The following is a 12862-nucleotide window of genomic DNA, read 5'->3' on the forward strand; positions in this document are numbered from 1 at the left end:
ATAATGGATCTTCAATCGTTATAAATGTAAAGGCCTGGTCATGGACCAGGCCTTTTTGCTACTCATCTCTCTTAACAAGCTCATAACCAGTCTGTTTCCAGACATATCGGATTCCATGGACGAAGGTGTTGAACATAGGGACATTTACGTGCAAACCATTCTGTACAATGGATTTGGCCATTTCGGGACGTATGCCAACATAGATGGATAGGACGCCCATCAGCTTTAATGCGTTTATAACCTGCTGCAATCGAAATGCAATATGTGCGTCCATTTCATCTGAAACACCAGTGAAGTCAAAAATGACATATTCATTTCCTTGTTCGGCACTGTGCGAGAGGATTTTTTCACCGAGAAAGGCCAGGCGATCTTCAGTCAATTTCCCCATTACGGGCACCAGTACTGCTGTGTCTACTGACAACGGGATGACAGGCATATCAAGGATTTGAAGCTGTTTCCTGATTTCCTTTAACTGCTCTTCAAATTCGGTTACATCCTTCCATGTCAGGATATACCCTTTGTTGTTACCTTTTTCGTCGGTTAATTGATCGATCCCAATCTCCGCGTAAAATTTATTGAACAATCTAATGCTGACAGTACAAGGAAAACTTCCATTGTTCTGGATTTTCTGTTGAAGGCCGAATACTCCAAGGCTGCTGCCAAGAAACTCCTCTGGCTCACTAAACCCTGCATATGGGCCAATTTGCGTTAATAATTTTCTTGCAGAATCGTTGAAAAATACAATGTTATATTCTTTATCCGCTATAAAAATATTTTCGTTGATTTTATGTAAAAGCTCGTAAGTTTCGCTTGCATTGAATCTGAACAAAGAAATCGCTCCTGTTTTTTAGGCGTCTGTAAAAATTATAGCTAAGTTTTCCAGTTGGTACAAGAAATACCAAAAACCCCCTGAAGTTGCTCAGGAGGCTTGATGATTCATTTTATGGCTGCCTTTTTCCTTGCAATTGCTTTTTGTAAAAATGGAATCACCCAGCGGTCTAAACCATACCGTCCTGCGTTATAGCCAGCGAACAGGATGATGAAGCCGAGGAATATATCTGTAGGATTGTGGGATACGGTTCCGGCAAGGAAGAAGCTAAAGTTCATTACCAATCCGAAAAACATCGCTGCGGTTGTTAGACATCCCAATATAAGTCCCAATCCAACCAGGAATTCACCGACAGGGACAATGAAGTTAAAAAGCTCGATGTTTGGAAGTGCGAAGTTTTCCAAAAAAGACACATACCAGCCATAAACCATATTGCCATCAGGACCCTTTACCGGATTGGCGACAGCATTCTTCAGGTATCCGGCAGCATCAAAACCATCAGTCAATTTGTGCCAGCCTGCAACCATCCAGTTGTACCCAAGCCATATACGAATGAACGTCAGCAGGCCAGCCGCCACATTGTTTTCCCTTAACCATTTTGCGAACATATGAATCGCTTCCCTTCAAAAATGAATGATTTTTTGATTACACTACAATATATTGATTTTCCTTTTTTAAATGAGGGCATTAGGACGTTGTTCACAAAATAGCAATAACATATTGTCGGCATTATGAACGGTGAACTATTTCAGCGCAAAAAAAAGAACCTGCAATAACAGGTCCTTTACAGATCGTAGTTAAACGGCTTTATGTGCAGCTTCGGGTTCTCTTTTTATGACAGTTTTGCGGATGAAAGGAACCACCCAGCGGTCTAAGCCATATTTTCCAGCATTATAGCCAGCGAACAGGATGATGAAGCCGAAGAAGATGTCAGTTGGGTTATGAGATACAGTTCCGGCAAGGAAGAAACTGAAGTTCATCACAAGACCGAAGAACATTGCTGCTGTTGTCAAACATCCAAGGATCAACCCAAGACCTATTAGGAATTCCCCAAGCGGAACGATGAAGTTGAACAGATCTACATTCGGAATCGCGAAGTTTTCAAGGAAGTTCACATACCATCCATAAACCATGTTTCCATCAGGACCTTTCACCGGATTGGCAACTGCATTTTTCAGATATCCGGTAGCATCGAATCCTTCACCAGTCAATTTACCCCATCCAGCAGTCATCCAGTTATATCCAAGCCATACCCTGATGACAGTCAACAGGCCAGCAGCAATATTGTTTTCTCTTAGCCATTTCGCAAACATATAAATCGCTTCCCTTCAAAAATAAGTAATTATTGATTACACTTACAATATATCAGAATTGGAAAGAAAAATGAGTTGGCTGTGAAGTTGTTCACAAAAATGCAACAACAAATTGACAGAATATTGAACATGATTCTTTTTGAAAAGGATAGGGTGCCTAAAGAACGTTTTTAATCGAAAGGATGAAAGCAAATGGATCAATCAGGAGGAGCAGCTCAACAGGGCACTGAAAAGATTTGGAGCAAGGATTTTGTGTTTATATTCCTGGCAAACTTCTTTATTTTCTTGGGCTTTCAAATGACCTTGCCAACTATCCCGCTGTTTGTCGAGCATTTGGGCGGAAATGACCAGCTGATCGGTTTTGTCGTTGGGATATTCACATTTTCTGCATTGCTTGTCCGCCCATATGCAGGCCGCATGCTTGAAACGAAAGGGAGAGGGTTCATTTACTTAATTGGTCTGGTAATCTTCGTGATTTCTGTAGGATCGTTTGGATTTGCCCAGGGAATTGCCTTCTTGTTTTTGATGCGCATCGTACAGGGGGTTGGCTGGGGATTTTCAACGACAGCATCAGGCACAATTGCAACCGATTTAATCCCGCCACGCCGCAGGGGAGAAGGGATGGGGTACTTTGGTCTTTCCGGAAATATAGCGCTCGCTATGGGGCCGACGCTTGGCCTTGCGCTGGCTGCGGCAATCACATTCAAGCAGTTATTTTTAATTAGTGCTTGTCTTGGCCTTGCAGCATTTCTGCTGGCATCCAGGATTACCTATAAAAAGGTGGAGAAAACTGAAGAGAAAACAGTGAAGCGGAGATGGGATGTGTATGAGAAGTCTGCATTGCAGCCGTCCTTGTTATTATTGTTCATTACGATCACCTTTGGAGGCATTGCCTCATTCCTGCCGCTCTACTCGGCTCAGAAGGGGATAGAGGGCATTGAGTGGTACTTCTTCATTTTTGCCATGACCCTAATGCTCTCCCGGTCCTTTGCCGGCAAACTCTATGATAAAAAAGGGCATGGCGCTGTCTTCCTGCCCGGGACCTTTTTGATTATGGCGGCGATGATCCTTTTAGCTTGGCTGCCAAACAGCCTGGTCATGTACATTGCAGCTGGTCTATACGGATTCGGCTTTGGTTCCGTTCAGCCGGCACTGCAGGCATGGGCCGTCCAGGATGCACCGATGAACAGAAAAGGGATGGCAAATGCAACGTTCTTCTCCTTTTTCGATTTAGGTGTCGGAGTCGGGGCGATGGCTTTTGGCCAAATCGGCCACTGGCTTGGATATGGAAGCATTTATATTGCCTCCGCCATTTCCGTATTAGTTTCTATTATTCTATATGTTTTAATAGCGAGAAGGCCTGTAAGAAACTAGACCTGTTCCGATTGGAGCAGGTTTTTTTTGTAAAAACAAGGAGGATCTTCTTTTCACAAGCGCGATAAGCTAGTTACATACTTATGCAGCGTATTCGGTTCACAAAAGGGAGAGTAGGAGTATAAAACACCCTGATAAGCACGTTTGCACTACATAAGGGTCTATTTAGAAGCTAATGACACCCTTATGAAGCCGGAAGTCGTTGGATAAGGGTGCATTTAAGGGTGAAAGACACCCTTATGCAGCCTGATATCGTTGGATAAGGGTGCATTTAAGGGCAAAAGACACCCTTATGCAGCCGGATGTCGTTGGATAAGGGTGCATTTAAGGGCAAAAGACACCCTTATGAAGCCTGATGTCGTTGGATAAGGGTGCATTTAAGGGTGAAAGACACCCTTATGCCGTCGGACGTCGTTGGATAAGGGTGCATTTAGGGGTGAAAGACACCCATATGCAGCCGGATGTCGTTGGATAAGGGTGCATTTAGGAGAGTGCTTGTAGTCTTGACATATTTCAATTTGGAGTTAGTTTTTACACTTAAGGAGATTTGACGAAATACTGCGGGTATTTAACATAGCAAACAGCACAGGTATAATTTTTACTTTTAAAAAATATGGTATGGGGTATAAGTAGAGTATAGTTTTCATAAAACCTATTGATATATGAAGGGAGTATTCACATGTATTTCAAATCCTTTTTTGATGACCAGCTGGCACATATGTCTTATTTGATTGGCTGCCAGAGAACGGGTGAGGCAATTGTCATTGACCCGGCAAGGAATATCCAGCCATACCTGGATATCGCCAAAAAGGAAGGACTTAAGATCTCTGCTGCTGCTGAAACCCATATTCATGCAGATTATCTGTCTGGCGCAAGGGAGCTAGCTCACCATCATGGCGTCAAGCTTTTTGTATCAGATGAAGGTGATAAAGAATGGAAGTATCAATATGTCGACCAGTATGAACATGAATTGCTGACAGAAGGTTCAAATTTCAATATCGGGAATGTTTATTTTGAAGTTATCCACACGCCAGGACATACACCGGAAAGCATTTCATTCCTGTTGACGGATAAAGGCGGAGGTGCCAATGAACCAATGGGCATTTTCTCAGGGGATTTCCTGTTCGTTGGCGACGTCGGACGTCCGGATCTTCTCGAAAAAGCTGCAGGCATCAAGGATACTTCTGAAGCCGGGGCACGCCAGATGTTCGAATCACTCCGCAAAGTCGAAAAGCTGTCAGACTTCCTCCAGGTGTGGCCTGCACATGGGGCAGGAAGCGCCTGCGGGAAATCTCTTGGTGCGGTGCCAATGTCCACCCTCGGTTATGAAAAAAAATTCATCTGGGCTTTCCAGGTCAAAGAAGAGGAAAAATTTATGGAGGAGCTGCTTGCCGGCCAGCCAGAGCCTCCAAAATACTTCGCACAGATGAAGAAGCAGAACAAGGAAGGCCCTGAACTGCTCCGCCGCGAAGAAACCCCTAGAGTATCACTGGCAGAGGCGGAGAATTCAGCGGTCGTTGACACCCGTCCGGCCGGGGAGTTCGCCGAGCGACATCCAGAAGGAACCATCAATATCCCATACAATAAATCCTTTACTAACTGGGCTGGCTGGCTATTGAACTATGATGAGGATATCATGTTGATTGCTGATCCAAAGGAACTGCCAGATGTGAAAAAATCACTGCAATCAATCGGATTAGACCAGGTAACAGGCTATGTTGATCCGAAAGAGCTCAGCGGAAAATTGGAAGAATACAAGTCGGTAACCGCAAGTGAAGCAAAAGAACTGATGGAAGACGATAACTACTTCGTCATTGACGTCCGAAACGAGAGTGAATGGAACAGCGGCCATATTCCAGGGGCCCATCACCTTATGCTAGGGAACCTGACCGATAACCTTGAAAAAGTGCCTAAAGACAAGAAAATCATCGCACATTGCCAGTCAGGCGCCCGCTCCGCAATCGGAACAAGCCTGCTTCTGAAACGTGGCTTTAAAAATGTCCTTAATCTTGAAGGCGGCTTCTCCGCATGGGAAAAAGAAGGCCTCCCTGTAAAAAAAGATTAAAACCCGTGCCAGCTCGGTTGTTAAGCTGGCTTTCTGTATTTTATTAAACGGAATGAGTTCAAAACATGAACAAACTATGACCAAACGATTAAATCTTCTGTCCAAGAGGGTGAAACGATTGATTCTTACCTCGTTGCGCTATAATTTAGATGTAACAGATAATGTATAACGATAATGATTTACTTAAGTTCATAAGAAGGAATTATTGTCACGTCAATTGCTTTAATCTACGGATAAAAAAGAAGCAGCAAGGATTATCGTCACACAAATGCCTTTAATAAAAGGATAAAGAAGGAGCAGCTGAGGTTATCGGCACGTAAACGACTTTAATATACGGATAAAGAAGGATCTGCGAAGATTAAGGTCACATAAAGCAGGGACAACGAAGTTCAATGTCATATTAATTGATACAGAAGAAATTGAGGGGGTTGCCGTGAAGATATTAGTGATTGAGGATAATGAAAGTGTCTGCGCGATGATTGAGATGTTCTTTTTAAAAGAGGGCATTGATGGCAGGTTTGTGAATGATGGACTCAAAGGTTATGAGGCTTTTAAAAGTGAGCAATGGGACCTGCTGATAGTGGACTGGATGCTGCCGGGGATGGATGGAGTCAGCTTATGCAGGAAGATCAGGCAGGAGGACAGTGATGTGCCGATCATTATGCTGACTGCCAAGGACAGTGAATCGGACCAGGTTCTTGGTTTGGAGATGGGGGCGGATGATTATGTGACGAAGCCCTTCAGCCCGCTTGCTTTGATGGCGAGGATCAAGGCTGTCGCCCGCCGTTATCAAAAACAGAAGCCTGACGAGAACAGCGATATCGGGACAGGGCGCTTGAAGATCAACAAAGAAACCCGTGAAGTGAGCCTGGATGGGAAACCAGTTACAAATTTGACGCCAAAGGAGTTTGACCTGCTTCTATTTTTCGCCCAGCATCCCCGCCAGGTTTTTACAAGAGAGCAGCTTCTCGAGCGGGTGTGGGGTTATCAGTTTTACGGGGATGAACGTACGGTGGATGTTCATATCAAACGTTTAAGAAAAAAGATCGGCACCGCTGAACAGCCATTTTTCCATACTGTCTGGGGAGTTGGCTATAAATTCGATGAATCGGTGGATGGGCATGAAGGTTAAGTATATTTACCAGCAATTCCTGAGCCATATCAGCATCATTATTGTCGCCTTCCTTATCTTGAGCCTGGTTTTCACGCAGTATGTTGAAACACTTGTTTATAAAAACAAGACGGAGGAGCTGATTTCCTACGGTGATAACATTCTCCGTGATCTCGACCGCGGTACGGAAAGGCCGGACCAGGTGATCAATCAATATGCGAGGGTCTTGTTTGGACGTGACATTCAATTCAGTGTGTTCGATGAGAATATCCAGCTGCTGAACCCAATCAGATGGAGAGGGCCAGCTATTGAATTATCGGAGAAAGAGTGGAGCCAGCTAACAAACGGGGAGCCCATTGTGAAAAATTATGACCTAAAACGTTATGACCGTGCTGTAACCCTGGTTGTTCTGCCGTATATAAACCGCGGCAACTTCATTGGCGGCATTCTCCTGACCTCTCCGATCAGCGGGACAAGGGAGATGATTACCGAAATCAATAAGTACTTGTTTTATACGGTGCTGATTGCGCTTGCTGTTTCATTCCTTCTGAGCTGGCTGCTGTCACGCATCCATGTGAACAGGATTAAAAAACTCCAGGAAGCAACCTCGGCCGTTGCAGCCGGGGATTATACGGTGAAAGTTCCTTCTTCTGATTTTGATGAAATCGGAGAATTGGCGAATGATTTCAACGGGATGGTGGACAGGCTGAATGCCTCGAAGTCTGAAATCGAAAGTCTGGAAAACCGGCGCCGCCAATTCATGTCCGATGTGTCCCATGAATTGAGGACACCGCTAACGACCATCAGCGGGATGATTGAGGGACTCAGGAATAATATGATCCCTGAGGCGGAGAAAGAGCGGGGCATCAACCTCGTCAGCCAGGAAACGAAGAGGCTGATCAGGCTGGTCAATGAAAACCTTGATTATGATAAAATCCGCTCCAATCAGGTGCAGCTTCATAAAGAGGAAATCGAGCTGATCGAGGTGCTTGAAATCATTCAGGATCAGTTGGAATTGCAGGCAGAGGAGCGTAATAACCGAATTGAGATTGAATCCGGGGATTCGGCAATTGTCTATGCGGATTATGACCGTCTCGTTCAAATTCTGATCAATATTACGAAAAATAGTATCCAGTTCACTGAAAACGGGACAATCACGTTACGTGGCAGGAAGAGTGGGCAGATGACAGTAATTGAAATTGAGGACACCGGCATTGGCATCGAACCCGCTGAAATCGAAAAAATCTGGCATCGTTTTTACAAAGCCGATATTTCGAGGACGAGCAATCCTTTTGGGGAATTCGGTCTTGGTCTATCCATCGTTAAGCAGCTGGTACAGATGCACGATGGTAAAATTACAGTGGAGAGCGAACAAGGAAAAGGGACAAAATTTGTGATACAACTTCCTTTTCGATAAGATAAAAAAGGAGCTGCGGGCATCGTCCCCGGCTTTTGCTATTTGAAAGGGTGAAGCAACATGGTGCGTTTCGGAGTAGTAGGTACGAATTGGATTACAGAATCATTTATTAGAGGAGCAAGCCACCATCAGGATTTTCAGCTTGTTGCAGTTTACTCACGCACAGAGGAGCGAGCTGCAAAGTTTGCCGGGAAATATGATGTGGATAACATTTTTACAGACCTGGAAGAAATGGCGAAAAGCGATGCAATTGATGCTGTCTATCTCGCCAGTCCTAATTCTTTGCATGCCAGCCAGGCAATTACCTTTATGAAAAATGGGAAGCATGTTCTTTCCGAAAAAGCGATTGCGTCCAACAGCCAGGAACTGGGCGATATGATCAGGACAGCAAAGGATAATCGGGTAGTTTTGATGGAGGCGCTAAAATCAACCCTTATGCCAAACTTTAAGGCAGTCCAGGAGAATCTGGATAAAATCGGTACAGTCAGAAGATACTTTGCAAGCTATTGCCAGTACTCGTCCCGCTACGATAAATATAAAGAAGGTACATTAATGAACGCCTTCAATCCGGAATTTTCAGCAGGTTCCTTAATGGATATCGGGATTTATTGTATCTACCCACTCGTCGTCCTGTTTGGAGAGCCGAAAACGATTCAGGCGAACGGCTATGTACTTGAATCTGGAGTGGATGGAGAAGGCAGCCTTATTTTGAAATACGATGAAATGGATGCTGTCATCATGTTTTCAAAAATCACCGATTCAACACTTCCTTCTGAAATACACGGAGAGAATGGAAACATCAGGATTGATAAAATCAGCACGCCTGAAAAAGTGGAAATCATTTATCGTGATGGCAGAAGTGAAGATTTATCAAGAAAGCAGCTGGCCGATAATATGTTTTATGAGGCAGAGGAATTCATTACACTAATTCAGCAGGGAAAAATGGAATCCGAAAACAACTCGCTTGAAAACTCGAGGATCACGATGAAGATTCTGGATGAGGCCAGGTTGCAAATGGGTGTCAAATTCCCAAGTGATAAATAAAAAGTTAGGCAGGTGCCGTAGCAGCACCTGCCTTGTTTTTTAGTAATTCAGAAACTTTACACAAACCGGATCCGGAATCTTTACATCAGACTGCAACAAAGTTAACTCGCCTGTTTCAGCGTCCCGAGAGTAGAGCGCCACATTGCTGGAATTTTGGTTTGTGGCAATCACGTATTTTTCGCTAGGATCAAGGACAAAGTCCCGTGGCCAATTGCCTTCTGTTGATGTATGTTCAACAAAAGCAAGCTTGAAGCTTTCTGGATCCACCCTGAAAGTAGCGATACTATCATGGCCGCGGTTGGCTGCATAGACGTATCTCCCATCAGAAGAAATATGGATCGCACTTCCCTGGTTGTTTTCAGTAAAATCTGCAGGAAGGGTAGAGATCGCCTGGAGCTGTTCAAAGCTGCCATTTTCCGACTGGTATTTTAAGACAAGAACCTCAGAACTGAATTCGGTCATCAAATAGGCGATTCTGTTGTTTGGATGGAAAACGAGATGTCTTGGACCGCTGCCAGGTTTAATAGGCAATATACTCTTTTCAATCAGCTGGCCGTTGTCGAGAGTGTAGGTAATCAACTGATCGATGCCAAGATCGATCACTGCCGCATATTTCCCGTCTGGGGTGAAACCGGCATAATGGGTATGCGCTTTTTCCTGGCGCTCATCCGGACCGGAGCCTTCATGGACCGCGCTTGAGAGCACCGCTTCAATACTTCCTGTTTCAGCGTTAAGCAGATAAGAATCAGCTGAACCTTTATGGTAATTGGCTGATAAAAGAAGGTTGTTTTCCTTGTTCACGCTTACGTGGCATGGTGAAGCTCCTGCCGCAAGCTGTGAATCAATAAATGATAGCTTTCCGGAATCGAGGATGCTGAAGCCTGCAACACCCCCCGAACCACCTTCTTTAGCGACAGCATAAAGGAAGCGATTATCATTGCTGATCGACAGATAAGTAGGGTTCTCCAGGGCAGCTGCTGGTTCCACATCCATGATTTTTCCATTCACAGCATCGAGGGTGAAAGAATAGATTCCCTCACTGTCACCTTTTGTATAGGTACCGAAATACCCTTTGAATTTTTCATGATTAGCCATTATGAATGCCTCCAATTCGATTCAAATAATCGTATGAATCCTAGTCTAGCAAAAAAATCATAGGAGACAAAATGTTACGTCAATCAAGGGAATGGGTAAAATAAATTTGAGCATTGTGGAATTGTTGGAATGTCAGGTTTCCTGACTAACATCTGGACTTTGAACCTTGGAAGGGATATGCTCTTTTTAAATAGTTTCTCGTGAATTAGGAGGGTTATTATGAGTTTACAAAAACAGATTATCGAGGCTTTAAATGTGAAGCCGCAAATTGATCCCCAGCAGGAAATCAGGAACAGAATCGACTTTTTAAAAGAGTATTTACTTACGGCAAAGGCGAAAGGATTCGTGCTTGGAATCAGCGGCGGCCAGGATTCCACTCTTGGTGGGAGACTTGCCCAGTTGGCTGCAGAGGAATTGCGGTCAGAGGGTAAGGAGGCCAAATTTGTGGCTGTCAGGCTTCCCTATGCTGTGCAAAAGGACGAGGAAGATGCTCAAAAAGCACTGGACTTCATCCAGCCTGACCAAACGATCACTTTCAATATTCAGCCTGCGGTCGATACATTCAATACACAATTTGAAGCAGCGATCGGCGACAAGATGACCGACTTCAATAAAGGGAACGCAAAGGCAAGGATGAGGATGATTACACAGTATGCAATTGCCGGGCAGGAAGGCTTGCTCGTGATTGGGACAGATCACGCTGCCGAGGCAGTAACCGGTTTTTACACAAAATACGGAGATGGCGGAGCTGATTTGCTGCCTTTATCAGGCTTGAACAAGCGACAGGGCAGGGAGCTGCTGAAGGCTTTGAACGCAGAACCGAGATTGTACCTGAAAGAGCCTACTGCCGACCTTCTTGACAATAAGCCGCTTCAGTCAGATGAAACGGAGCTTGGTGTCAGCTATGATGCAATTGATGATTACCTTGAAGGAAAGCAAATTGAAGAAGCAACAGCTGCCAAAATTGAAGGCAGATATCTAGTTTCAGAGCATAAACGGCAGATGCCCGCATCCATGTTCGACTCATGGTGGAAAAAATAATCACAAAAAAAGGCCTGGCTTCCGATTTTCGTTTCAATCAATCAGCCAGGCTTTATTTTTATTCAGTTTGCGCGATTGCGAAGTGTGGCACATCTTCTTTTTCAGTCACCTTGTCAATTTTATCCGTGAACATTTGAAAAACTCGCTTTTTCTCTTCCAGCTCCTTGATATATTCTTTCAGATCATTGAATCTCTCTTCAAACGGCTGATGATACAGTTCCAGAATTTTCCTGTTCAAGTCGGGGTTCACTGTTGACTGGACGACCTGCTTCGTGATGTTGAATTTATATGTATATACTTGTAACTCATTTTTTACTTCTTCATATTCTGCGTCAATCTCTTTTAAAACTTCTTCGATTTCCGCTTTCCATTCATCTAGCGACTTCTTAACATGCTGTTCCATAAGGATCCCCCTGCCATTCGCCTTAATAAAGCTTCTTCCTTTTATTCTAGCAAGCGAATTTTACATAGAGATTGCTGGTATATTACATTGTGAAAACAAACTATTAATAGGAAGGAAGCGGGGAACTTTATTTAATAAAGGTGCTTTTGCTAGAAAACCTGAGTCAGGATTGCCTTCGGATAAAAATCCGTTAAGAACACTCATATTATCTGAACCCGGACTGCCTTCAGAAAGAATATCCATTAAGTCCATTAGTATTGCCTAAACCGGGTTTCTTTTGGACAGAGTACTCATCAAGCCCTTGAGTATTGGCTGAACCTTATTTGCCTTCCAACAACAGACCTATGACGGTAAAGTCTGAGTGTAGACCAAACACGATGTGAAGTCTCGGTTTTACGAGAACTTCACCATCATTTCTTTTGTACGACAAAGCCGGTTCTCGATGCATTGAAAAAGTTATAGGAAAATAGACTCATCTTTGTAATTAATTGGCGAATTTTGTTGAAAGAATAGTACTAAAGTTTTATATTTGAATTAGAACTGAAAAAGGCAAACTTATCGAAAGGTGAGGACGCAAAACTACGAGTCTAAGGCCAACGGGCTATGATCGTCGGGTTGCCATAAAAAGATCGGATGAGAAATAAAGTATAGGTGAATAGTTATGTGTTAACTGTTTTGCCAAATGAAATCCGCCATCTTTTTGGGGGATTCTTTTATTTAACTGTCTTTTTCTCCTTCAAAAAATGGCAAAAGAGATAAATTTCACGTTTGTCGGTTGTGATAGAGGATAAATAATACTTAAGATACTTGACAGGATAAATGAAAGTAATCCTTTTGGCAGGTTTTGTATTTGGTGTAAAGGATTTCAAAAAATGGAATGAAGGGTGGAGGGAACGTGACTGTTTTATTTGGAACGGTAGAATATTTTGAACGGGAAATTGAGTTTCATTTATCTGAAGTTGAAAAAAGAGAGAGATTTCGGGAAGAAATACAGCAAATTCAAATGAAGCTGGAAGAAGAGCTTCGGAATGATTTTATCTGCGACGAAAAGTTAAGGATGGAGTGTCTCGACAATCTATCAAACGCTTGCAATAAGTTAGCTGAGGATTACGTAGTTTGAAAACTACTATAATATGAAAGCCTGTGGTGCGTTCCACAGGCTTTTTTTAT

At 43.5% G+C, this 12862-nt stretch carries 12 protein-coding genes and 1 riboswitch; of the genes, 7 read left to right on the forward strand and 5 right to left on the reverse strand.

All coding sequences use genetic code 11. From position 1 onward, the window contains the following. Positions 1 to 58: 58 nt before the first annotated feature. From B5X77_RS09215 to B5X77_RS09225, 3 genes are all read right to left on the reverse strand, one after another. Positions 59 to 829 (reverse strand): STAS domain-containing protein, encoded by a 771-nt coding sequence (locus tag B5X77_RS09215; protein WP_079507316.1) that lies wholly within the window; start codon positions 827 to 829, stop codon positions 59 to 61. 107 nt (positions 830 to 936) lie between these two features. Continuing rightward, on the reverse strand, positions 937 to 1437 hold the full coding sequence (locus tag B5X77_RS09220) for a DoxX family protein (protein WP_079507318.1): 501 nt from the start codon (positions 1435 to 1437) through the stop codon (positions 937 to 939). Positions 1438 to 1626: 189 nt separating this feature from the next. Continuing rightward, the gene (locus tag B5X77_RS09225; protein WP_079507320.1) at positions 1627 to 2142 is read right to left on the reverse strand and encodes a DoxX family protein; all 516 of its coding nucleotides are present in this window, start codon (positions 2140 to 2142) and stop codon (positions 1627 to 1629) included. Positions 2143 to 2334: 192 nt separating this feature from the next. Between B5X77_RS09225 and B5X77_RS09230 the strand changes: the two genes are divergently transcribed. From B5X77_RS09230 to B5X77_RS09250, 5 genes are all read left to right on the forward strand, one after another. Beyond that, positions 2335 to 3516 carry an MFS transporter gene (locus tag B5X77_RS09230; protein WP_079507322.1) on the forward strand — a complete coding sequence of 394 codons (1182 nt, stop codon included), beginning with the start codon at positions 2335 to 2337 and terminating at the stop codon, positions 3514 to 3516. A gap of 679 nt (positions 3517 to 4195) precedes the next feature. Then, positions 4196 to 5581 carry an MBL fold metallo-hydrolase gene (locus B5X77_RS09235; RefSeq protein ID WP_079507324.1) on the forward strand — a complete coding sequence of 462 codons (1386 nt, stop codon included), beginning with the start codon at positions 4196 to 4198 and terminating at the stop codon, positions 5579 to 5581. Between the two features lie 433 nt (positions 5582 to 6014). Then, positions 6015 to 6713 (forward strand): response regulator transcription factor, encoded by a 699-nt coding sequence (locus B5X77_RS09240; protein WP_079507326.1) that lies wholly within the window; start codon positions 6015 to 6017, stop codon positions 6711 to 6713. After that, the gene (locus tag B5X77_RS09245; RefSeq protein ID WP_079507328.1) at positions 6703 to 8109 is read left to right on the forward strand and encodes a HAMP domain-containing sensor histidine kinase; all 1407 of its coding nucleotides are present in this window, start codon (positions 6703 to 6705) and stop codon (positions 8107 to 8109) included. The genes B5X77_RS09240 and B5X77_RS09245 overlap by 11 nt, the downstream gene beginning before the upstream one ends. Positions 8110 to 8169: 60 nt before the next feature. Continuing rightward, positions 8170 to 9153 carry a Gfo/Idh/MocA family protein gene (locus tag B5X77_RS09250; protein ID WP_079507330.1) on the forward strand — a complete coding sequence of 328 codons (984 nt, stop codon included), beginning with the start codon at positions 8170 to 8172 and terminating at the stop codon, positions 9151 to 9153. A 39-nt stretch (positions 9154 to 9192) separates the two neighbouring features. Here the strand turns inward: B5X77_RS09250 and B5X77_RS09255 are convergent, their stop codons facing one another. Then, positions 9193 to 10248, reverse strand: a complete 1056-nt coding sequence (locus B5X77_RS09255) for a lactonase family protein (protein WP_079507332.1) — start codon at positions 10246 to 10248, stop codon at positions 9193 to 9195. Positions 10249 to 10467: 219 nt separating this feature from the next. Here B5X77_RS09255 and nadE point away from each other — a divergent pair, with 219 nt between their 5' ends. Continuing rightward, positions 10468 to 11289 (forward strand): ammonia-dependent NAD(+) synthetase, encoded by an 822-nt coding sequence (gene nadE / locus B5X77_RS09260; RefSeq protein WP_079507334.1) that lies wholly within the window; start codon positions 10468 to 10470, stop codon positions 11287 to 11289. Between the two features lie 58 nt (positions 11290 to 11347). On the opposite strand, the gene B5X77_RS09265 is transcribed toward nadE, so the two are convergent. After that, positions 11348 to 11692: a DNA ligase-like domain-containing protein gene (locus B5X77_RS09265; RefSeq protein WP_079507336.1), complete on the reverse strand. Its 345-nt coding sequence runs from the start codon at positions 11690 to 11692 to the stop codon at positions 11348 to 11350. Positions 11693 to 12230: 538 nt separating this feature from the next. Further along, positions 12231 to 12315, forward strand: a riboswitch (cyclic di-GMP riboswitch). A 272-nt stretch (positions 12316 to 12587) separates the two neighbouring features. Between B5X77_RS09265 and B5X77_RS09270 the strand changes: the two genes are divergently transcribed. Continuing rightward, positions 12588 to 12812 (forward strand): hypothetical protein, encoded by a 225-nt coding sequence (locus B5X77_RS09270; protein ID WP_079507338.1) that lies wholly within the window; start codon positions 12588 to 12590, stop codon positions 12810 to 12812. Positions 12813 to 12862 lie beyond the last annotated feature (50 nt).

The sequence above is a fragment of the Mesobacillus jeotgali genome (assembly GCF_900166585.1).
In the GTDB taxonomy this organism is placed as follows: Bacteria; Bacillota; Bacilli; order Bacillales; family Cytobacillaceae; genus Mesobacillus; species Mesobacillus jeotgali_A.

Excerpts from the sequence above, each read along its gene's own strand:
- B5X77_RS09230 (WP_079507322.1), top strand. The coding sequence starts at position 2,335 with ATGGATCAATCAGGAGGAGCAGCTCAACAGGGCACTGAAAAGATTTGG.
- B5X77_RS09255 (WP_079507332.1), bottom strand. The coding sequence starts at position 10,248 with ATGGCTAATCATGAAAAATTCAAAGGGTATTTCGGTACCTATACAAAA.
- B5X77_RS09235 (WP_079507324.1), top strand. The coding sequence starts at position 4,196 with ATGTATTTCAAATCCTTTTTTGATGACCAGCTGGCACATATGTCTTAT.
- nadE (WP_079507334.1), top strand. The coding sequence starts at position 10,468 with ATGAGTTTACAAAAACAGATTATCGAGGCTTTAAATGTGAAGCCGCAA.
- B5X77_RS09265 (WP_079507336.1), bottom strand. The coding sequence starts at position 11,692 with ATGGAACAGCATGTTAAGAAGTCGCTAGATGAATGGAAAGCGGAAATC.
- B5X77_RS09220 (WP_079507318.1), bottom strand. The coding sequence starts at position 1,437 with ATGTTCGCAAAATGGTTAAGGGAAAACAATGTGGCGGCTGGCCTGCTG.
- B5X77_RS09250 (WP_079507330.1), top strand. The coding sequence starts at position 8,170 with ATGGTGCGTTTCGGAGTAGTAGGTACGAATTGGATTACAGAATCATTT.
- B5X77_RS09245 (WP_079507328.1), top strand. The coding sequence starts at position 6,703 with ATGAAGGTTAAGTATATTTACCAGCAATTCCTGAGCCATATCAGCATC.
- B5X77_RS09225 (WP_079507320.1), bottom strand. The coding sequence starts at position 2,142 with ATGTTTGCGAAATGGCTAAGAGAAAACAATATTGCTGCTGGCCTGTTG.